This window comes from Thiomicrorhabdus marina (assembly GCF_017571465.1).
Lineage (GTDB): Bacteria > Pseudomonadota > Gammaproteobacteria > Thiomicrospirales > Thiomicrospiraceae > Thiomicrorhabdus > Thiomicrorhabdus marina.
On record NZ_JAGETV010000009.1, the window covers coordinates 64,233 to 87,424 of the forward strand.

The following is a 23,192-nucleotide window of genomic DNA, read 5'->3' on the forward strand; positions in this document are numbered from 1 at the left end:
TCCTATTCGCGTTCCAATCGATAGACAGCATGACACTGAATGCAAAGTTTTTGCACCTCTGCCAAACGTTGCAAAATCACCTGAGAATCGCCCATGGTCACGGCTTCATCAGCAATTTCTTCAAAGCCGATGTGAACCTGCGGCCCGAGCTTAACAAATCCTTCCGGTAGTTTTGCCCGCAACTCAGCTGGCACGCCTCGCGCTTGTTGTAAACCGACTGCTCGAGCACTTTGTTCAACCTCTGCCATATCCTCAGCTAGCGCGGCTTGTAATATGGTTTGACTCGCGGTCAAAAACTGCCGCATTTCGGCAAGAATCGCACTGCGCTGCCCGTCGCTTAACCAGATAGCCGATCTGGAATCCGCCGATTCGCTGGCATAAGCCATTTTCGGCGCGAGCATGCCGAATAACAATGTTGCCAACAGGAAAGATTTGCCCGACGTAATTAGCCTTTGATGTCTATACATTTTCATCCTCTTTATTTGCGATTAACAGCGCGGCTTCAACCATCGAAGTCAACTGCTGTATGGTTTCGTCCAAGCTAAGATCGAGTTTTTTCTCGGCAGGAATCGCCAAGCGCATCGGCTCGCTCGTGATAAAAAGGCACAGACTTCCCAAAATCATAAAATGCGTCGTCAGCGGATCGCTCTCTTTAAAGATTCCATCTTCTTCGCCTTGCTGCAAAATCACCTTGAGCGCAAACAATAAACGCTGCATCTGTTCACGTGCGGCAATCGGCATATTCATTCCGCCACTGGCAATTTCGCGCATTAATACCGCCGGCATAGTTGGGGTTAAACTCGCTTGCTGCGCAAAACTTTCAATAAAGGCGTGCAATTGATTTCTACTGCCTTGCGCTTGCGCAACCGTTTTCAAAACCGGTTCAACCACACTTTTAAACAGCTCGGTCAATGCCACTTCATACAAACCGGCTTTATCGCCGAAATGGTAATAAATACTGGCTTTATTAACCCCACTTCTTGAACAAAGTTCATCCATCGTACTGCCGCCAAATCCAGTTTCAGCAAACATCTCTGTCGCTGTGGCAAGAATTTTATTAGCGGTTTTGCCGCGTTTTTTGGCTCGTAACCGCGATAGAGTACTGTGCTCAACTAAGCTCGGCGGCTCTTTGGTTTTGATCTTTGCTTGCGTCATTTACCGATGCCTTTCAGATTACTACTATCAAAATTGTAACTAAATAGTTAAATTTTTCAATGACAGTGCAAACTCTGTTGCGGCGAATATCGAAAAAATCAGTCAATCCCCCTTGCGATGAGAAATCAAAACTGGTTAAATACGTTATATCTTGATGGGAATAACGGTTTTTGCTTAAACACTTCCCAAACAATTTTATCTGTCAGATAAATTTAGAGCGACCATTCGAAGCCCGACTTGCAATGCAATCGGGCTTTTTTTATGCACATACGAAGACACAAAGTAGATTATGGAAAAACCGTGCAAGCGAAGATTTAAGCCTTGCATTTTTACGGTAGCTAACGCATATTTAGTGACAAATAAATATATGAGAATGATTTATGTTTTCAGTCGCCAATGCTTTCTTTTTAAGCGCCAGAAACTTGCGCGCGCAGCCACTTTTTGTAAACTGCCTTCTCGCCTCCATAACGCTATTCTCAAGCACAGCAACACAAGCTCAAGAAGCGCAAACCGACAAACCGAAAAAACCGCCCGTCACCGTTATCGCTTATCAAGTTGCCGCCGAGCCCGTCAAACAAACGCTAAATCTAATCGGTACTTTGCAAGCGGTGCAGTCAGTCGAAATTCGCGCCACCGTTACCGAACGCATTACCGAATTGCCGTTTAGCGACGGCCAACGGATTGAAAAGGGTGCGCTCATCGCCAAACTCAACGCCGAAGAAGAACAGGCCGAACTAAAACAAGCCAAAATCATTACTGCCGAGGCGAAACGCCAATATCTGCGCGCGCAAAAACTCAAAGGACGCGGCAATATTACTGAAGCGACCATCGATGAATTAAAAGCCGAATGGCACAGTGCCGAAGCGGAACAATCAATTATCCAAGCACGTATTAATGACCGTAGTATCACTGCACCTTTTTCCGGTTATCTTGGGTTTAAAGCCGTGCATGAAGGTGCTCTGGTCAATAACAACACCCTAATCACAACCCTTGATAACACTGAGCAGATGTATCTGGACGTGCAAATACCCGACCCTTACCTCAGCAAGTTACAACTCGGGCAACAGATTACCTTTTCGCTCGGGCAACAGAAATTTAGCGGCGAATTGACGGTCATTAACCCACGTATTAATGAAGAAAGCCGCCTATTGCAGGTGCGTGCCGTGGTCGATAATACCGCACAAAAATTAAAAAGCGGCATGCAGGTACAAGCACAGCTAAACCTTGGGAATGAAGCGCAATTATTGTTGCCGGAAACCGCGGTATTAATGCAAGGCGAGAAAAACTTTGTCTATCTAGTGCAAGATACCGCAGCGGAAACCTCAGCGATTCGCAAACAAGCAATTACCGTCAGCAAGCGTTATTTCGGGCAAGTACAGGTGGCGAGCGGTATTCAGGCAGGTGATGTGGTTGTCAGCCAAGGCATTCTGCAACTAAAACCGAAAAGCCAAATCAAAATCAAAGCTTATCAAAACAAACAGATGCTAGACGACCTGCTTCGCGGCGAGCCGTTACAAATTCCTAACAGCAAGCAGGTAAATTAACATGTGGCTTTCGGATACAGCGGTTAAACGACCGGTTCTGGCATTTGTTGTTTCAGCGCTCTTATTAGCCTTTGGTTTAATGTCGTTCGAGCGCATGAGCTTGCGCGAATACCCGAATATCGATCCGCCGGTGGTTAATATCACCACCGACTATCTCGGAGCCTCCGCCAAGGTAGTGGAAAGTCGCATCACCAAAGTCATTGAAAACCGAATTTCCGGGATTTCCGGCATTAAATATATCGAATCATCTTCGCAAGACGGCCGCTCGCGCATTAAAGTCGAATTTACCCTAGACCGCGATATCGATGCCGCTGCCAACGATATTCGCGATCGCGTTTCGCGCATTGTCGATAATCTACCGGAACAAGCCGATCCGCCGGACGTGCAGAAAGTGGATGGCGATGAAAGCGTTATTGTCTGGTACAACCTCGCTAGCGACCGCATGACGGTTGCACAGCTAACCGACTATGCGGAACGTTATATTGTTGACCGCTTCTCAGTGTTAGACGGGGTTGGTCGCGTGCGAATCGGCGGCGGGCAATCCTATGCAATGCGTATCTGGCTTGACCCTTTGAAACTGGCGAAATACGACCTAAGTATCAGCGATATCGAAGACGCTTTGCGGAATACCAATATTGAACTGCCGGCCGGAACGGTGCAGAGCGATAAGATGATGCTGACCGTGCAAATCGACAAGCCACTTAATTCGATTCAAGATATCGAAAGCTTGGTTCTAAAGCAATTTAGCAATGGTCAAATCACGCTTGGACAGGTCGCTAGCGTCGAACTCGGCGCAATTGAGAAACGTCGCTTATTCCGTGGTAACGGCATTCCAATGGTCGGTATCGGCATTATAAAACAATCCAATGCCAATACCCTGACCGTCGCCGAACTCGCACAGGAACGTAAAGAAGCAATTAATCCAACCCTGCCGGAAGGCATGTCACTGAACGACAGTTACAACGCCTCGGTATTTGTCAAAAGCGCGGTCAATGAAGTTTATAAAACGCTGTTTATCGCACTTGGCTTAGTGGTCATCGTCATGCTGATATTCCTTGGCAATATTCGCGCCGCGCTGATACCAGCAGTAACCTTGCCAGTATCGCTACTGGCGACTTTCTGGGTGCTGTGGATGCTTGGTTTCTCGATCAATCTGCTCACCCTTTTGGCCTTGGTTCTCGCCATCGGTCTAGTTGTCGACGATGCTATTGTGGTATTGGAGAATATTCAGCGTCACCTTAATCACGGTTACCAGAGCTTAGCTGCGGCTTATTTGGGAACTCGTCAGGTTGGTTTCGCAGTCATTGCAACCACTCTGGTTCTAATCTCCGTGTTTATGCCGATTGGCTTCTTGGAAGGCAATATCGGCCGTCTATTCTCGGAATTTGCTGTCACCTTATCGGTTGCCGTGCTTTTCTCTAGCTGGGTTGCCTTAACTTTATCGCCGGCATTGGCATCAAAGATATTGAAACCGAGCAACAATGTTGCCGTCACTAAGAAGCCGTCAAAGCTCTGGGGTGCCTTTAAACCCGTCCTAAAATTTAACCTGCGCTACCCATGGATTGCAGTGGTTGTGTTCTTCGGCCTACTCGCGAGCATGTACCAGCTATTCCAAGAAGTTCCGCGCGAATATGTGCCGAAAGAAGACCGTGGCGCTTTCTTTATCAGCGTTAAAGGACCGGAAGGCGTCTCTTTTGAATATATGCAAAGCTATATGCAAGAGATTGAACAACGTTTGATGCCATTGGTTGAAGCCGGTGAAGCCAAACGTTTATTGATTCGTGCACCGCGCTCTTTCAGTAATGCGCAGGTTTTCAATACCGGCTTTGGTATTGTCATTCTCGAAGACTGGAGTCAACGCCGTAGCGCATTTGAAATCATGGCACAGATACGCAAAAACCTCAGCGACTTAAGCGGCGTTAAGGTCGCTCCGATTATGCGTAACAGCATCGGCGGACGCGTTAGCCGTCCGGTGCAGTTTGTTATCAGCGGCAATAGCTACGAACAGCTGGAACAGTGGAAAGAACAGCTGAACAATGCAATTAACGACAATAACCCGGGACTAACCGGCATTAACTGGGACTTTGAAACCAATAAGCCGCAGCTCGGCATTACTGTCGATTATCAAAAAGCAGCCAGTCTCGGTATCGAACAGAAAGATTTGAACGAAACCCTGCAAACCCTACTCGGTTCCAAGAAAATCACTACCTATATGTTTGAAGGCGAAGAGATTGATATTCTACTGGAGGCAGAACGCGGCCTATTGCAGTCGCCGAATGAATTGAACAAAATTCATCTACGTGCGGAAAGTGGGGCAATGATTCCGCTCACACAAGTCGTCACCATGGATACCTTTGCCGATGCTGCGCAATTGAATCGCTATAACCGTATGCGCTCAATTACCTTGCAAGCGAATTTGGAAGATAACTATACCCTTGGCGAAGCCTTGCAATACCTTAATCAATTGACCCGCGACACCTTACCGGAAGAAGCCATTATCAGTTACAAAGGTCAGAGTCTGGAATTCAGCGAAAGCAGTCAATCAACCATTTTCGTATTCCTGTTCGCATTGACCGTGATTTTCTTGGTATTGGCAGCACAGTTTGAAAGTTTTAAATCGCCACTGGTAATTATGTTGATTGTGCCGCTAGCGATTGTCGGAGGTTTGATGGCGCTGTTGTTCCACGGCCAAACATTGAATATCTATAGCCAAATCGCTCTGGTCTTATTGATTGGCCTGGCAACCAAAAATGGCATCCTGATTGTCGAGTTTGCCAACCAATTGCGAGATCAAGGCAAGAGTTTATACCATGCATTAATGCAAGCAGTAAAACTGCGCCTACGTCCAATTATTATGACCACCTTGACCACCTGTGCCGGAGCCATTCCACTGATTATGTCGAGCGGTGCCGGTGCAGAAACCCGTCAGATTCTCGGCTTTGTATTACTGTGGGGCGTCGCATTTTCAACCATTTTAAGCCTGATTATGGTGCCGGTTTTCTATACCTTAATCGCTCGCCATGCACATGCGCCGCAATACAATACGCGTCAATTACAAAAACAGTTGGCAAACAATAAGATCGAATAAAAACGGCTATTCCATATCATGAATAGCAACGAACTGATAGCCGTTTTTACCGTTTTCTTTGACATGATAAAGTCCGGCATCGGCACGCTTAATCGCCTGCTCGATGTCGTGCTGATCATTAATTAAGGTTCCACCGAAACTGCACGTTACCATGCCGACACTGGAATCGAGATCGCGTTTAATAACCGAGCGAAGGTTCTCAGCAATCTTATCTAGCACTTGGCGGTTTTCGACAGCGAGCACTATCACGAATTCTTCCCCGCCCCATCGAATCAACAAATCGCTTTCTCGCAGATTGCGCTTCAATAAATTCGATAAGTCTTTAAGCACTTCATCGCCCTTACCATGCCCATATCGGTCATTTATCTGTTTGAAATCATCGACGTCAAACATCAATAAACCGATTTTTTTATCCTCTCGACTAGCGATTTTGATAAATGAATGAATCGACAATTCAAAGAAATGACGGTTGTATGCGCTCGTCAGCGAATCAATCGAAGCTTTCTGGCGCCACATCAATTTTTCCATAAAGGCATCGCTAATGTCTTGGAACGAAACCACAAAATTACGTTCATCAAACTGGCTGACTTCAACCGCGAAGGTAATCAATTCGCCGGCGGCATTTTTCATGGCAACATTACGTTGACTAGGCGGAATGCGCATAATGGCATCAACCCAATGCTGATCTTCCAAACGCAGCTTGCTCAAATCAAAGAAATGTTCACCCGGTTCAAAGTAATCGCAGATACAGCGTTGCGCAACTTCCGGATTCTGTTTGCGATCTATGCCAAAGAAATTAAAGTACGCTTGATTGGCAAAAGTCATTAAATGTCCGTCTGTGAGAATAACGATGCTCTTCTGGGTATCGATAAATTTTTGCAGTTTTTCTAGAGCCTGACGCTGTGCGGTGATATCGGTCATGACCCCTTCAACCTGAATCATTCCATCTTCGTCCAGCACTTTTTGGCCGCTGTCGCTAACCACAACAACACTACCGTCTGGGCGCTGAATACGATACTCCAATTCATAGCTTTTATCCGCTTGCAGAGTGCTGTAGATATATTGCTGAACACGTTCCAAATCGTCCGGGTGAATAATCTGCAAAAACTCAATTTCTTTTGCTAAGAGCTCATAAGCATAATGGCCGGTATAAAAACGCGCTGAGGCATTAGCAAAGTCCATCTTCCAACGTCTTTCCGCTTCCCAACTAAAGCGGTATACCAAGTTAGGAAGACGTTCAACCAAAGCTTGATAACGCTCTCCCAACCGCTCCAAACGCTGCTCTCGCTCGACCACATTGGTAATATCGTGAATGGTACCGGTAGAACGGACTACCATACCGTTATCGTCAAATTGGTGTTCGCACTCTTCTTCAACGTAAATCATGCTCCCGTCATGTCGATAAATACGGTGTTTCACCTGATATGGCGTGCCATGCGACAAGGCATAACGGAAGGCGTAATCTACCTGCTCTCGGTCATCCGGGTGTACATAGCTCAAGAAACGATCATAGGTAGGCTCGAAGCTTTGCGGGCGTTCATCGAAAATACGAAAAACCTGATCACTCCAATACAGTTGTTGAGTATTCGGATCATATTCCCACGTTCCTAAATTGGAAATCTGTTGCGCCTTTTCAAAACGCACTAAACTAATTCTCTGAATAGCCTCGCTTTGTCGCAATGCCACTTCATTGCTGCGGCTTCGATATAACAACAATAGCATCAGAGCCGCGACAGTAATCACCGCCAAAAAGACCGCGATAAATTCCAATACCGCAAGGTCTTGTTCATTACTCTCTTGGAAATACACCAGATAACCGATTGGTTCACGACTGATCGCATTCAAAACCGGCAATAATGAAACCATGTAACCTTGACCGGCGATCTCCAAAAAATGACTCTCTATACCGGTTTTATCATTGATTTTTAAGCCGTATTGATCACGCCAAGCTTGCAAAATTTTGGCAAATTGTAATCGGCTATTGAGATGCATCAAACTGGCTTCATACATAAAGTCATCCGAAAACGGCGTAACTTCATAATTACTCATTTCACTTTGAAAGACTTTCGATTCAACAATATCGCGACGAATAATAAAACTGACCTTTCCGGATAAATCGCGTGCCATTGCGTTCATCAGCACTTTCATCGATACCGAAGTTTCTACCGAGCCGGCCTGCTGTTTATTCCAAAATAACGGGAATACAAAACGGTAACCATTGAAAATTCGACCCTCTTCAAAACCCTGTATCGACATGCCGGTACGGTTAACATAAGCGATAGTGCCGCGGATATCGGTTAAATTATCGCCGAACTTATTGGGGCGATGAAAGCGAAGGAAGCTGTCGTTATTGTGCAGATGAAAATGCAGTTGCTTCAGTTTGAACTTATCCATCGAGTTGTACAGAGGAAACAGGCGATTATAAATCTCGTCACGAATAACCTGACGCCTCTCTTCATCTGCACTATTCGCTTCAAACAAACGCTGTTGGAAAAAAGGTTTATCAATGATATTTTCAAAAATAAGTTCCGCATTATTGGCAAAGCCGTGCAGCAAAGAATTATGAGTCACCTCAACCAAGTGATTCTGTGCATTGACAACATTCTGTTCACGCTCTTGATAATTTTGAAACAGCAATAAGGCTGCAACAATGACAAAAACTACATAAAGCGCAAAATATTGCCAGGGCGATTTTAATAAATGCTGCGGAGTCTTCATTGAACAGAAATGCTAAGGAGTATGGAATCGTTTTGAAAGTATAACAAAACCCCTTTTTTTTTCTGGGAAAGTGCGTATTTCCAACAAATAGAATTACTTAGAACTTAAGCTAGATTAAATTTACTCAAACTTTACTAAAAGAGGAACCGCTCAATATCTTTTGAAAAAAGCCGCGGTTGAACCAATTTACAGAGTAAATTGCAGGGAGTTCACAAACCGCGACAAGCTTTTACAACGAAGCTCTTCATTATAAAAAGCATCACCCTTCCAACTGAGTGATTAAGGACGCCAACCGAAGTTGGCTGAGAGATAAGTAAATAGGTTAAAGATTAAATTACGGCTTAGCTTCTCCTTCCGGCACATAAATCAAACTGCCGTCTTCCAAGCGATAGGTCACACCAGCTTTGGCACCTTTGCCCTCGCCCATTTGACCGGTCGATTTATACTCTTTCAGCTCGTCGCCTTCCTTAACCAGAATTTCCATATTCGGCTGGCCGGCGTTTTTAATCACGGTAACGTTTTCAGCGCTGTTAAACGGGTTGATTGGATTGCTCATCACAATAATTAACAACACCGCGATGACCACCAGAAATAGGTCAACCATATTAACCACGCTCAGAATAGGATCGTCTTCGTCGTCTTCGATAATTTTTAAATCAATCTGACTCATGCCAACCTCTAAGCCGCTTTTAGCTCAGCAGTCGCGTCTTGCTTAGCCGCTTCTTTCGCCAAGACCAAAGACTTCAACTCCTCTAATAACCAACGGCGGCGCACCGACAAAGTCATAAAGGTCATCGATGCCGCCAATAGCGCGATAATCACCGCTGCAAAAGCCACCGTTAACTGGCTCGCCACTTCTTGAAAATTCCCATTTGCGACTGCCATTAACGCAGGTCCCATTGGAATCATGGTTGCTACAAGCCCCAACATCGGGGCAATTCGGCTCACCAAACGCAAAGGCTCTAACTGCTTAAGTAAATGCAGTTCAACCTCCTGCTGATCGGCCTTTGGATTTTTACGCCAAAAACGCTTCAGCGGCTGCTCTTTTTTGCGCCCCATAGAACGCATCATCGATTCAAAACCGAAACGCCCCAGTTCATAAAAAGCATAGGTAAACATCAGTGCCAAAATCACCAGTACCGGCATTAAAAACAGGCTGGCGATTTCCGCCATGGTTAATTCAATTAAATTCATTCTTTTTCCTAGTCCGCTAAGATTATTCGTGCCTGTATACGGCATTTTTGTTGACGATTTTAAGAGTGATTGCGAGACTTAACAATGCGACAAATTGTCGCACTTGTTGTGATTGTTGTAAGTAAAGCCGTTGCCGATTACATTCCCAAAGTGAACACCAACAACACTGAAAACAGCAGACTGGCCGGCATGATTTTATGCAACCACAACGGCTGATAACTCAACAGCAAACCGACTAGCGCCCCCGCCAAGGTCAATAAGGCGGTCCAAGTAATCAATGCCATGCCGATCGACCAAAACATCAAACTCATCAATAACGAAGCCAGCAGCAATGCATAAGCGAATTTCTTAATGTTCGGTGCATAATCGGGCAGTGTTTTACTTTGGTAAAGCGTCTTGCAATGGGATTGCATGGAAAACGCAAAAGCACTCATTGAGGCGGTCAGTAACAAACCGATAAACAAACTATGCATTGTGCTTAACCTCGAACCTTAGCGGCGGCATGCACCGAACTGCAAGGCTTTGCCTTGGCCTTCGATGTTGACTGCGATTTTGCCGGCGCTGCGTCGTCGATTGTATACGGCGCACGGTTTTGCCAACGCCAATGTGCCGCCCAAGCAAACAGCGCCCCGACCACTAACAGGGTCAAATCGAATCCGGCAAATACCCAATCGCCATGAATCACACTGGTGACTAAACCACGCTCGGTGGTTATCGCACTAATAATCGGCAAACTAATAAATAGGCTCGCAGCGACAACAAACTGCTCAAACCAGACTTTATTCTGCGAACGCAACAGCGCATGCACCAGCATCAACAACCAAGTAATAAACAGCAGATGCACTTCCCATTCGGCGCGGTCGGCCATCTGTATCGGCAATAAACGGTTGGCAAGGAAATAGCCGCCAATCGCAATCGGCAAACCGACCACGGTAGCGACATTCATGCGGTCAACCCACCACAAACCACGGTGATTTTGTGCTCGCGCCGCCAGCTTTTTATGTTGTTTGCGAGACCATAAAATCAGTCCCGTAGCAATCATTGCCGTTCCCAATAAACCTGAGAAAAAATACAGCCAACGCAGACCAGTGCCGGCAAACAAGCCTTCATGCAAACCGAGCATGGTGTCGAAAAAATCCTTACCGGCAGAGCGCTCGGCTGGTTCATAGGTGATTAGCTCACCGGTCACACCGTTAAAGACCACACTGTGCTGTTCATGTGCCGGCGAATGGGCTTCGCTAGTATAAAAAGTGACACGTGCGTTCTGATCGCCGATATTGCGAACACAAGCACGCGAAATTGGAGAATTTGGTGCTTTTTCAGCCAAGATCGCTTCCGCTTGTTGCAACATCGGTACCAGTGGTGCCAATTCGGCATCTTTACGCGCAGGTCTTGGCTTGCCGACCGAGTCATAAACTTCGGCTCGGAACTCGCGTTTCGAGTCGTAGAAGCCGTCGATCATCAGCGGCATATAAACCACCACCAAAAAGACCAAACCGGTATAGGTAATCATCAGATGGAACGGCAAAGCGATAACACTGACCAGCTTATGCGCTTCCAACCACGAGCGATTCTTTTTATTGCGGTTAAAAAGGAACATGTCTTTAAAAAAGCGCTTATGAATAATGATGCCGCTAATCAGCGCCACAAACATAAACAGCGTCGCCACGCCGACAATCCATTCGCCGGTGGTTTTCGACATATACTGCAACTTCCAGTGCATCTTGTAGAGTTCTTGGCCACCCTCGGTATCGCGGTGCTCCAACGGCTTGCCGGTAACCGGATCGAACATCACCCAGGCGCGCGGATCCTTGACCGTCGGTACCGACATGTCCGCAGCACGATAGAACATTCGCGTGTAAGGTTCATTGCGATCAAGAGGAAAGGCAATTTTCCAACAACGCGCACCAGCCGCATATACCCGACCATAGTCTTCAATGCCTTGCAAGGAGCGTTGGTAACTGAACTGCTGACGCAATTCGGCCGACTTATCCAAGGTTTGCGCCGGCGGTAACTCCGGCTTCATCCAACGATCGATTTCCGTATCAAAGTAGCCGAGCGTTCCGGTTAAAAAAACGAAGAACAGCAACCAACCGAGCACCAATCCCGACCAAGTATGTAGCCAGGTCATCGATTGGCGAAGCTCATTCAAAGTATAGGTTTTTTGCGTTTTTGCCTGCTGACTCATGCCATTAACTCCCATGTTAAAAACAAGAAAAACGCCGTCGTCAATGCAAACCGCCCCCAAGCTTTAGCTAAACTGCGCACCGAATAAGCCCAAATAACAAAGCCGACATAAAATAGAAAACTAAGCGACATGCCGAGTAACAATGCCCCACCGCCGTGCGGATTAAGCAACCCAACCACACTGACCACCACTAAGTTGGTGAGCAGGTAACCGCCGAAAACTGCCAAAACCAAACGCGATAAAATCGGCCATGCCGGATGCCGCATCAAAGAAAACTGTGCTGTATTCATTTTCAATCCAAAATAAAAAAAGCGCAGCTTAGAAGAGCGCGCTTTGTTTGCCTTACCAAAGAGCTTTAGAAGTTACCTTGCAGACCGAAGTAGACATAACGACCACGTTCGATGTAGCTGTAGAAATCGGATTTGTCATACAGGTCGACATTGGTGAAGTTTTCGATCCCCCCCAATAGACGAACGTTTTTATCCAACTGCTTGGTAAAGCTGATATTCCATAACGTAAAGCTCGGCAGTTCTAACTGCTGCGGATTGCGGTAATCGCCGTTGCTAGCGTACTGCTTGCCGGTATAGTTGGCGCGCAGTTTCCATGCCCAACCTTGCTTGCCTTTCCAGCTTAAAGTGGTATTTACAACATGTTCCGGGCGATGGTTAAGATACTCGTCATCCGACTCGTTCATCGCGTCCAGATAAGTATGGTTGATGGTCAAACCGAAACCGTGGCTTAAGTCTTTCTCGAAAGTAGTTTCCAAACCTTTAATCGTCGCGCTGGCGATATTGATATAGGTCGACTCGCCCAACTCGCCGGTTTCGCGGTCATAAGGTTTTAAGGTCTCGCTTTCAATCAAATCGGTAATATCGTTATTGAAGAAATTGGTCGAGAATCTCATCCCCTCTTCAACCCAGTTCAGGCCAAACTCATAGGTGTCGATGGTTTCCGGCTTCAAATCCGGATTGGCAATCAGAATATATCCCGGACGGCCAGTGATATACCCCTCGGTGGTGTACTTAAGTTGCGGCGCTTTAAAGCCATGCCCGTAACCGCCGCGGAAGGTTAAATTATCCGAGTAATGATACACCAAGTAAGCACGAGGACTGAATTCCGAACCATACTGGCTATTCGAATCAAAACGTCCGCCCAAAGTCAGAATCGTGTTATCGCCCAAGAACACTTCATCTTGCATATAGGCAGCGGTTGAATCATTGGTTGCCATACCGCCGATAGAGTACTTATCAATGCCAATATGCGAGTGCTCGTGATATTCGGCACCGACGGTAATATGCTGCATCTCACCCAAAGCAAAATTGACCTTACCGTCAACCACGCGGTCTTTCTGGCCTTCAGAATTTTCGTTATTGCTACGATCTTTGGTGATATCCGATTGATAAGCACGCAACTGTGTATCGAACTTGCCAAGCTGGGCGCTGTAGCCAATCGAATAATGTTCACGCAAAATATCGGTAATCAGCTCACCGTCTTCATCACTTGAAGTACGGGGTTCATCGGTACGTAGCACTTCTACATCAATCTTGTGACCTTTACTCGGAGTAAACACCAACCCAACACTACCACTGACATTCTGTTTCGATTCACGCAATGGCGCGTCCACAGCATCATCTTCGCCTTGTTCATTTCGGTTAAACATCGACAAACTGAACTTAAGCCCCAACTTATCCTTAATCAAAGGACCGCTGACCGAAATACCGGCATTAAACTGGTTCTCGCCGTCATTGTCGGTGACTGCTCCGCTCTGTACGTTAAAACTTCTATTCCAAGCCGTGGTCGGTGACTTAGTAATGATATTGACCACCCCACCGAACGCTTCCGAACCATATAGAGCCGACATAGGCCCACGCACGATTTCAATACGCTCGATTTGCTCGATCGGAATCCAATCAAACTGGAAATCGGTATGCTGCAAAACATTGTCCGATGCATTGATACGACGGCCATCAATCAAAATCAATGAACGGTCACTATCCATACCGCGAATACTCAACGAAGGACGGTTAGAACCACCGCCCTGCGATTGCAGGCTCAAGCCAACCGACTCGCGAATCGCCTCCAAAACATCCGCCACCGGACGCTCCTGCAAATCTTCTCTCGTGATAATCGTAACCGCCGCCGATGCATCGCGCACATCCTGCTCATAAGACGCCGCCGTCACCACAACATCGGTTAACTCACTGGAATCCTCAGCCACTGCTGCTGGCGCAACACCCACTAACAATGCTGAAAGCAACGTTCTGTAATAGAAAGGTTTATTCATTGAAATAGCCCACTTTATATTTATTATGATTTCAAATTAGCGTGGAATTGTAGGGAGAGGCTAAGGTAAGAACAATGCGACAAATTGTCGCAGGGAGGGGTTTGGGAGATTCGGTAAAAATTCTCGTTCCAGCGCTCCGGCGTGGGAACGAGCTATTCTTTAGCGTTAATAGGTTTGGATAAAATTAAGATTTGAGCCCAGTAAGTTCAATCATTCAGTGACTAAAAGTGCGCCAAATGATTGGGTTCCCTCTTGGAGTGAGTGGTCGGGTTTCTTAGCGTGGAATTTGATTAGCACGGAGACTGTTTGGCCTAGCGTGTCCGCGAGGGAGTTGCGAACGCGCCAAATTCGAGCGCTAGAAAGACCTCGCGAATGCAACGGAGGGTGCCCTTCTTTGGTTCGTTTCTTGAGCAAGCAAGAAAAGAATAAGGGGCATTAGAAAATATGCATTTAATTTAACTCTGACCCTTTTGCTACTTAACCTTTTCTTTGCTTGTCCAAAGAAAAGGTCGAAAAGAAAAGACACCCCCGTTCCGTTTACTAAGACTGAGTAACACTTAATTTTGCGCGGCTTCAACTCCCTCGCGTTGCTCGGTCAAACAGCCACCGCCGCTATTGCAAAATTTTCGCTAACTCAGTCTAAGCGCACTCCAAAGGGGCCCCGATTATTTGGCGCATTTTTAGTCTATGAATTACTGAATCAATTTGGCTCAAAGCTAAACTATTAGCAGAACCAACCTTCGCGAAAGTATCGTCTAATGACTTGGGTTCCCTCTTGGAGTGAGTGGTAGGATTTCTTAGCGTGGAATTTGATTAGCGCGGAGACTGTTTGACCGAGCGTGTCCGCGAGGGAGTTGCGACGCGCCAAATTCGAGCGTTAGAAAGACCCCGCGAATGTAACGGAGGGTGCCTTTCTTTTGGTTCTTTTCTTGGGCATGCAAGAAAAGAACAAGAATCATGGACAAGCAAGGAGTCAGTTCCATCGCTTTTAGCCGTTATTTGTACGAACTAATTTTCCTTCACAGTGTTTACACCATTCATTAACGACTTTGGCGCAATTTAACATTGTCTCAGGAGGAAAATGGGTTACGGTTTCACCATAACGAATTTCATTTGGGTAAATAGAACTGCCTTGGTTAGTATTCAGTAATGTACCAACCGTTCCATTAGCGGTATTTGGTACAACTTTTTTTCCTCGAATTGATGTTGCTCTTTTGTTTGTTGAAATAAACCTACAAGTACCAACTTCATTGAGAATCTCATCAAAATTGTGAGAAAGTTTTTTAATTTCTTTTGGCAGAAATCCAGTATGTTCGAGTAATGCTTTGAAACTAATCTCACATGAGAGACAGCTTAAATATAGTATGGTTCTATCAGTTTCCGGCTTTACATTAGGCTCATTAAAGAGAGCCTCTGCAGATTCAATCAGCCTTTGTGCAAATTCTAAACTGTACTCCATACCTTGATAAGCTCCTTACATCTGATATGAGGCATTGTTGCCTTGTAATTGAGTATTACACCTTAACACCTGTCATTTACGGCATAGATAAAATGCACTTTTGCAAAGATAGTACAACATAAAGTTATCTATTACTAGCGGCTTACACAAAACAAAAAACGCCCATTTAAGGGCGTTTTAAGTAACTAAAAAAGGCTTAGTTTTACCGTCTTAAATAGATTTGACGCACCCCCCCTGCCGCGAGGAGCGCGACGAGTAGTAACCACCATTTTGGTTGGTCGATTGGCTCTTGCTCTTCGGGCTGTTGTTCTTGCATCACCTGCCCTTGCACGGTTTCCAGTTCTTTGGTTTGCTCGGTCTGTTCTGAATTCTCGCTTTCTGGTTTTTCCATACTTTCGGCAGGCGTAGGTTCGGCGGCAGAAGTCGCCATATCCGGTGCAGGGGCGGAGCTTAGACCGTAACCCGCTGCCAGTTCGGCGACATAGGCTTTAAAGGTCTGGTTGTCGGTATGCACATCGTACTTTTCAGCCAGTTCTTGATAGACCTGTACCAGTTCCTTTTTGGTCTCCTCACTCGCTTTCCAGTAGTCTTTGCGAATCGCTTCCAGCATACGCTCGGCAATTTGCGCCATTGCCGTTGGATTGGATTTTTCGAACCACTCTTTCATATCAAGCTCGTATTTGTCTTTGATATACACATTGTGGAACTCTTGCCACTGGTCGTCGCGCACCACATTGCGGTCCATGACCTGCCAGCCCCAGAAGTTATTGATGGTATTGAGCATCTGCAAGGTTCCGGCATAGCCTTCCTTCTGCATCTCTTTGACCCAGTTCGGGTGCTGATAAACAGCACGCAGTTCGGTCGCTAAGAAACGCTCTGCGGTTTGAAGTTTGGCTTTTTTCGGGTCGCGCATATTGGAGATATAAAGCTGTGGTGCTTCGCCTTCCAAATGCTGTAAGGCAAGCGAAATCCCTCCGAGATATTCAAACGGATGGTCGGTATCCAACAGCCCGCGCAGGTTTGACGAACGCGAGAAAACCGCTGCCGAGGTGCCTTTTAACTGCTCGGCATAGACATTGACCGGCTTGCCGTCTTTGGTGGTCAGCTTTTGACTCCATTGTGAGGTATCCGGCCCGTACGCCCACGACATACGCGATAGATACAGCTCAGCCAGTTTGCCGTCGGTCTCTTCCCATTTGTCGGAAGCTAAGGTTGCATCCGGCAGCTTGGTGCCGTAGTCGCCACTTTCAGTACCAAAGACACGCGTTAGCGCGAAGTTCTTGGCCGCTTTCGGTTCAACGCCCTCTGCAAGCAACGCCTTTTCAATACGCAGTGTATTGGCGCGAATCAGGTTTTGCTCAGGGTCTTCATCGAGATTGGCGAGCATGACAATCGCTTCATTAAAACGTTCCATTACGTTCGGGAACTGGTCGCGATATAAGCCAGTTAACGATATGACCGTATCAATACGCGGACGACCCAGCTCTTTGAGCGGAATCACTTCCAGACCGGTGACACGACCGCCCTTATCCCAAATAGGCTTAACGCCCATCGCATAGAACACCTGCGCTTCCAGCATCCCAAGATGGCGCAGCGTTTCGGTTGACCACATGGAGAAGGTCAGCTTTTTCGGGAATTCGTTATGCGTCGCTTCATGCGACAAAATTAGCTCTTTCATCGCCTGCACACCTGCCGCATAAGCCGATTTGGTCGGAATCCGCGACGGATCAAAACCGTACATATTGCGTCCGGTCGGAATCGCATCCGGATTACGGATTGGGTCGCCGCCATAAGACGGGTCAACCCATTTTGCCGACAATCCCGACAAAATACCTTTAGTTTCCGACTCGGCACGCAGATTTTGCGCATATTTGATGCCTTGCTTCACCACCGCTACCAATTCGAAGTTAGCTGAGTCAGAGGTATTTAGCGGTTGATTATCGATAATATGCGTACGCACAAACTTAAACGGCGCCGTGTCTTTTAGCAACTTGTAGTCGGTTCGGAACAGTTGACGACTGTTTTCGACCCCAAGCGGCTTCATTAGGTCATCACCGAGCATCAGCATAATATTCAGCGCCAGATGATCAAGTTCCGCGCTTTCACCAAAAGTATGCAGACCAAGCGGTTGCATTGCCGAACCGAGGTCTTCCAGATAGTCTTCAATATCTCGCAGGAAATTATCGAAATTAGCGTGCAAGTCTTCGACCTTCCATGCCATATCTTCGGGAATTTTCATTTTCACCGCTTGCTCGATAATCAGGTCTTTGGCATTCGATTTCACTAGCCCTTCGTCCAGCGAGATATATTCACGAATCGCATCGTTAATGGCAACAAAGTCATCCGACAGCCCTGCCGGAGAGAAAGGCGGCACTTGGTAGCTGATAATCACCCCGCGTCCGCGACGTTTCACGTGAAGCGCTTCACCAATATTGTCGACAATATAGGGATAGATAATCGGCGTATTCCACACCGCCAAGTTCGGGCTGTCGTACGCCCACATGCCGCGCTCTTTACCCGGATGCCACTCTTGCGTGCCGTGGGTACCGAAGTGAATAATCGCATCGGCGGCGTACTGTTCGCGAATCCATTGATAGGTCGCAATATAGTAGTGGTTCATCGGGCGATTAGTGTCATGGAACAAGTCTTTATCCTCTTCGGCACTGCCACCGCCACGCCCCGGTTGCGGCATAACCACCAAATTACCGAGCTTCACACGTGGAATCACAAAGCCTTTTTGGCCTTGGTATTCCACAAACCACTGGCTATCTTCCGGCTTGCCCCAGCCTTCGTTAACCTCTTGCTGAACCTTTTCAGGGAAAGTCGTAAACCACTGACGATATTTCTCCAGCGGCATAAACGCCCAGTGGTCGGTTTTCATCAGGTTAGCGACTTCACTTTTGCGATATGCCGGACGTAACATCACGCCAACCGCATCAATCATCTCTTGCTCAGAAATATCCTCCAACGCATAACCTTGCGCCTTCAGGTCTTTAACCAGCTTTTCGATAGAACGCGGTACATTCATATTCGAGGCACCTTGGTTTTTCTCGCCCGGCGGATGATTCCAGAAAAGTAGCGCCAGTTTTTTATCTTGATTGGCTTTGCGTTGCAGTTTCGCCAGATTCATCATTTTGCCGACCAGTAGCTCTTGCTGCTCCGGTAGCGGAAGCATTTCGCCGTCCGGATTAACCGTTAGCACCACCGGGTCTTGAATGCCAATATATTCGGCATTGGTCAAAGTAAACGGCAGACGGAAAGAACTCACCCCCGCCAAGTCTTGCAGATAGACTTCGCGACCGCCTTCACGATAGTGCAGGATATTCAGCACCGGAATGCCTTGAGCCTGATAACGCAGTTTGCGCCCTTCGACATCGCCACCAAGGAAGGTATTGACCATCATCACATTTGGCAAAACTTTGCCTTGATAGGTAATCAGCGGCTCATTGAATTTATAAGGACGACCGGTTTTTGGGTTTGGGAAAGGATTGCTGTCACTACTTGGTTGCGCTTCCGCGCCCCAACGCATTGCAGGCGGTTTACCGGAAGCATTTTCTGGGCGCCCAGACGGACGACCGGAAGTCGCAGCTTCGGGTTTGCCGCTCGGCTTACCTGAAGAATCCTGTCTGCCACTTGGCTTTCCTGTCATTTCAGGACGAGCCGCGGCTAACTGTTCGCGTTCAACCGACTGTTGCGATTTAAAGAAGCTTTGGGTCAAACGCGAGGCACGATAGAAAAACAGCGGCATGGCGCCACGTTGTTCAATGTCTTTAATCAAAGCATCCAAATGGCGCGTTTGCCCGTCACCGATATAACTTGAGCTGGTTTCCATCGCCAAGACAATGCCTTGCGTACCGTCTTTACCGGTACGCGCCTGCCACCACTTGAGATAGCTCGGTAGGTCGGCAAAAATCTCTTTTGAGTAGTCTGGATGGTAAATTCCGCCGTTCGGTTTTTCGACCGGAAGCGGCACCGAATCTAAGTCACCGCCCGCCATTAACGCCTGCGTATATTCAAATAGCAGACGATGATTTACACCCATACCGCTTAGATAGTAACCAAAAACTTGTCGGCCAATCTCTTCGCTGACATTAACGGTTTTTAAACGATTCGGACGGCTCATGCGGCTGATTTGCACCACTGGCACAGTCAACTTACGGATTGCATCGCCAGCGATATTCTCAACCAGATTTTGGTCATCGTTACGCGGCGTATCAATAATCACCATGCCGGCATTTTGCAGCGCCTTGGCTACACCCTCTTTTCCGCCGGAGCCGTCTTTGGCATCGACCTGAACCCAAGCCAGTTCAATGCCCTGCTTTTTGGCGGCTTCGGTCATGATTTTGAACTTTTTGCTCAACACAAAATCAGTCGAGATGAGTGCGACTTTAGTTGTCGTATTTTCTGCGGATTTTGCAGCGGCTTCTGACGAAAAAACGGGCGCTGTCAAAAATGACAAGCACCCGATCATCAGAAACACCCATTTAACTAAATGTTTCATCTATCAACCATCCCTTAGAATTTAACTTTAAAGCCAGCCATGAACACGCGGCCAGGGTCGACATTGATTGATAAATCTTCTGCGTTATAAACGCCGTCATAGTTGCCGTCGGCATGAGCGCGGGCAATTGAATAGAACTGGTCATCCATAATGTTGTCGACTTTAAAGAACAGGGTTAAATCACTGGCTCTCCCGCCTGAGACCTGTGCTTTGGTCTTATAAACCAAACCGACATTAATCAAAGTACGCGCCGGCAATTTCTCCTGATTAATTTCATCTGCATAGCTCTCACCGCGATAATCAATCTCGGTCGTAATCGTTAGCTTAGACGTTGGGTACCAGTGGGTACGAAAGTTGGCACTATGCATTGGCGAACGAGGAACATAATTGCCGGAATTGTCATAATGCTTAAAAAACACTTGGTTGAGCGGATCAACCAACTCCGCTTCTGAATCCACTTGGGTACGCGCATAAGGATTCCCTAAGGCCAAGAAGAAATTGTCATAAGACTCAAACTTGTTAATCAGGAAGGTATAAGCAAAATCAAAAGAGACGTTATGTTTCTTCTCTGTGTGCATTGCCAGCTCAAAACCTTTAGAGGTCGTATGGCCGATATTGTCATAAATATCGAATACCTCATCCGTCTCTGCATTGCCGTTTACGTACTGGCCGATTGAACTGGTGATAAAGTCTTTACGATTAATGTAAAACAGCGAGCTATTGAGCATGGTTTTCCAGCCAAATAGACGAGTTTGGCTACGCAGACCGATTTCATAATTTAGATTGGTCTCCGGTTCCAACGCTGAATTGGTTTCCATCTCCGACAAGCTCGGCGTACGGAAACCAGTGGAAATTGAGCCATATAATGAAGTCACTTCACTTAGATTGTGGTCTGCACCAATGCGCCATGAATGCATATTGAATGAGTCATCACGAGAGGTGTCATCAAGACGATCATAATCATCAAGCTGAATATTATCGAAACGGTAATTAGCGGTAACCGTTGTCTCTGGAGTGACTGCCATTTTCGCTTCAGCGTAAACAGCTTTGGTGGTTTCTTCCAAATAAGAATCCGAAGTGACGGTGCCCTCAGCGACGATTCGTCCACGACTAGAGTAAGTTTCTTTAGCCACTGTTTGCGAATCGTAAGTATTTTTCTTTAATTCAACTCCGCCCATAACGGCAAAATCGCCGAATGAGTCACGCATTTCAAACTTAGCACCGCGCTGCTGCTGTTCATAAAAATTCAAATTCGCATAGCGGTCAACTTGGTCATCGCCGACGAAGTTGCCATCTAAATCGACCTTAATCGGTGATGACCAAAAATCGGTAATATCTTCATATTGATAGACCACTGCCGAGAAATTGCCGGTATCTGAAAAGTCATTGGAATAGGTCAGGTTTAAACGCTGTAAATCAACATTAAACATACGCGTGTAACCACGCCCTTCGCCCTCTCCGGTCGGATTTTCTTCCGCCGCGGTTACCCCGCGCACCGAGCCATCGCGGTCACGAAAACGCTCCGCATCTTCAAAGCCGAACGTCAGTTCTGATGAATCATCAATGTAGTATTCAAAAGCGCCGGAAACCGCCTCTGCGTCACGTTGCGACAGCGCGTAGTAACCGTCGTTATGACGGTCGGTAACTTGAACATGTCCGGCAAAATCCTCCTCTGCCATGCCTGCTTTAAGTAATGTACGCGTATAACCATATGAACCCACATCCGCTTCTAGTGTCACTCCAGAATGTGCTACGCCGCGTTTGGTGGTGATAATCACCGCACCCGCTAAGGCGTCTTCACCGTAAAGATAAGAAGCGCCGCCTTTGACTACGCGAATCGATTGAATATTATCCAAATCAATATTCACCTTACCGGTACGCTCAAATACCGGAACGCCGTCAATGACAATCGCTACACCCGGTTTTTCTCCCATATAACGCTGATTATCAATACCGCGAATTTTGATTTTAATACCGTCGCCTTCTCCGGCTAAATCCGCAGTGACGCCCGGAATCGAACGCAGCACTTCAATAATATTTTGCGCGTGCTTCTCCTCAACCATTTCACCGCTAATAAAAGTGATACTAGCCGGTACATCTGAATTCGACTCAAAACGATCTTCAATGGTGGAGCTGGTTACGGTAACTGGCGACAGTTGCTCGCTCTGTTGCGCCTGAATTGTCTGGCTAAAAGCCATCAATAAGGCTGAAAACAGAACGCTATGGTTGAAAGGTTTGCGCTGCATGGTGTTTCCTAAATCTATCTTTAATTACTCTGAATGCCTATCAGCGCGCGAGTTTAGGCATCAGCCAAGCATTTAACAATGCGACAAATTGTCGCACTGGCATAGCAAAACAGATCAAATTAAGACAGGCAATAAAGAACTTAACGCGATAAATAGCTCACTTTTGCTAATTTCTGCATTTACAAACTTAGGCCGGCGTTTGACATTAAAAAAACAATGTGCATAATAAGATTAACTTATATAAGAAAAAACTAATATTTATTAATATCTTTGCAAACAGGCAAAAAGGAGATTTTTCATGAAAGCACTAATCGCTTCACTATTCGTCGCAGGTTCACTATTTGCAGCATCGGCTTCAGCTGATTCATGGTCTTTTGACGGCAAACTGGTAACCGGCTCTAATTCTGGCGGTTGTACTTGGTCTTTTGACTGCGAGAAACCACTAAAATAATTTCTAACGTTTTATAACCTTCCTCCTAAAAGTAAGGAAACCCAAAATAAGTCCTTATCAACTTCAGAGCGATAGACTTATTCCGGGTTTTCCTAAAGGGCTTGGTAGTTCCTTCTACCAAGCCCTTTCTTTTTTCTGCAAACGGCCGGTTCGGCATTTAGTAGCAAACAGACCCTAGCCGACAACCAATAAATAGCTTTTATCTATCGATAAATTAAAAATATTAAATTGGCAATATCGATAGCCTTTTCCTATACTGATTCACGTAGCCAATAGGCATATAAACAAAACTAATTTAAGGACTCTATCATGGAACAGACTTTCGGATTACCTCGTTTAAATGAAGCCGCTCCGGCATTTAATG

General features: G+C 46.5%; 15 protein-coding genes. 3 read left to right on the plus strand and 12 right to left on the minus strand.

The window, feature by feature from the left end; translation table 11 throughout:
• Nucleotides 1-2: 2 nt before the first annotated feature.
• Both J3998_RS06970 and J3998_RS06975 read right to left on the minus strand, forming a co-directional pair.
• A complete protein-coding gene (locus J3998_RS06970; RefSeq protein WP_208149166.1) occupies nt 3-467 on the minus strand; it encodes a hypothetical protein in 465 nt (154 codons plus the stop codon).
• Nucleotides 460-1,155 carry a TetR/AcrR family transcriptional regulator gene (locus J3998_RS06975; protein WP_208149168.1) on the minus strand — a complete coding sequence of 232 codons (696 nt, stop codon included), beginning with the start codon at nt 1,153-1,155 and terminating at the stop codon, nt 460-462. The genes J3998_RS06970 and J3998_RS06975 overlap by 8 nt, the downstream gene beginning before the upstream one ends.
• Nucleotides 1,156-1,535: 380 nt before the next feature.
• On the opposite strand from J3998_RS06975, the gene J3998_RS06980 reads away from it, so the two are divergent.
• Both J3998_RS06980 and J3998_RS06985 read left to right on the plus strand, forming a co-directional pair.
• Nucleotides 1,536-2,699, plus strand: a complete 1,164-nt coding sequence (locus J3998_RS06980) for an efflux RND transporter periplasmic adaptor subunit (protein ID WP_208149170.1) — start codon at nt 1,536-1,538, stop codon at nt 2,697-2,699.
• A gap of 1 nt (nt 2,700) precedes the next feature.
• Nucleotides 2,701-5,787: an efflux RND transporter permease subunit gene (locus J3998_RS06985; protein WP_208149172.1), complete on the plus strand. Its 3,087-nt coding sequence runs from the start codon at nt 2,701-2,703 to the stop codon at nt 5,785-5,787.
• A 6-nt stretch (nt 5,788-5,793) separates the two neighbouring features.
• Here the strand turns inward: J3998_RS06985 and J3998_RS06990 are convergent, their stop codons facing one another.
• The 10 genes from J3998_RS06990 to J3998_RS07035 form a co-directional block, all read right to left on the minus strand.
• A complete protein-coding gene (locus tag J3998_RS06990; RefSeq protein WP_208149182.1) occupies nt 5,794-8,505 on the minus strand; it encodes a diguanylate cyclase in 2,712 nt (903 codons plus the stop codon).
• A gap of 334 nt (nt 8,506-8,839) precedes the next feature.
• Nucleotides 8,840-9,175 (minus strand): DUF2149 domain-containing protein, encoded by a 336-nt coding sequence (locus tag J3998_RS06995; RefSeq protein ID WP_243750645.1) that lies wholly within the window; start codon nt 9,173-9,175, stop codon nt 8,840-8,842.
• 8 nt (nt 9,176-9,183) lie between these two features.
• Nucleotides 9,184-9,699, minus strand: coding sequence for a MotA/TolQ/ExbB proton channel family protein (locus tag J3998_RS07000; protein WP_208149193.1), 516 nt, complete (start codon nt 9,697-9,699; stop codon nt 9,184-9,186).
• A gap of 137 nt (nt 9,700-9,836) precedes the next feature.
• Nucleotides 9,837-10,172 (minus strand): DUF3325 family protein, encoded by a 336-nt coding sequence (locus J3998_RS07005; protein WP_208149195.1) that lies wholly within the window; start codon nt 10,170-10,172, stop codon nt 9,837-9,839.
• Between the two features lie 5 nt (nt 10,173-10,177).
• Complete coding sequence (locus J3998_RS07010) at nt 10,178-11,887, minus strand: PepSY-associated TM helix domain-containing protein (RefSeq protein ID WP_208149197.1); 1,710 nt, start codon at nt 11,885-11,887, stop codon at nt 10,178-10,180.
• Nucleotides 11,884-12,177, minus strand: a complete 294-nt coding sequence (locus tag J3998_RS07015; RefSeq protein WP_208149199.1) for a hypothetical protein — start codon at nt 12,175-12,177, stop codon at nt 11,884-11,886. Before J3998_RS07015 ends, J3998_RS07010 begins: the two co-directional genes overlap by 4 nt.
• Before the next feature lie 65 nt (nt 12,178-12,242).
• Nucleotides 12,243-14,171 carry a TonB-dependent receptor plug domain-containing protein gene (locus J3998_RS07020; RefSeq protein ID WP_208149201.1) on the minus strand — a complete coding sequence of 643 codons (1,929 nt, stop codon included), beginning with the start codon at nt 14,169-14,171 and terminating at the stop codon, nt 12,243-12,245.
• Nucleotides 14,172-15,159: 988 nt separating this feature from the next.
• A complete protein-coding gene (locus J3998_RS07025; RefSeq protein WP_208149202.1) occupies nt 15,160-15,630 on the minus strand; it encodes a hypothetical protein in 471 nt (156 codons plus the stop codon).
• Nucleotides 15,631-15,832: 202 nt separating this feature from the next.
• Nucleotides 15,833-20,131, minus strand: coding sequence for a cobaltochelatase subunit CobN (gene cobN / locus J3998_RS07030; protein WP_208149205.1), 4,299 nt, complete (start codon nt 20,129-20,131; stop codon nt 15,833-15,835).
• Between the two features lie 14 nt (nt 20,132-20,145).
• Nucleotides 20,146-22,377, minus strand: coding sequence for a TonB-dependent receptor (locus J3998_RS07035; RefSeq protein ID WP_208149207.1), 2,232 nt, complete (start codon nt 22,375-22,377; stop codon nt 20,146-20,148).
• Between the two features lie 298 nt (nt 22,378-22,675).
• On the opposite strand from J3998_RS07035, the gene J3998_RS07040 reads away from it, so the two are divergent.
• The gene (locus tag J3998_RS07040) at nt 22,676-22,828 is read left to right on the plus strand and encodes a hypothetical protein (RefSeq protein WP_208149209.1); all 153 of its coding nucleotides are present in this window, start codon (nt 22,676-22,678) and stop codon (nt 22,826-22,828) included.
• Nucleotides 22,829-23,192: the final 364 nt, after the last annotated feature.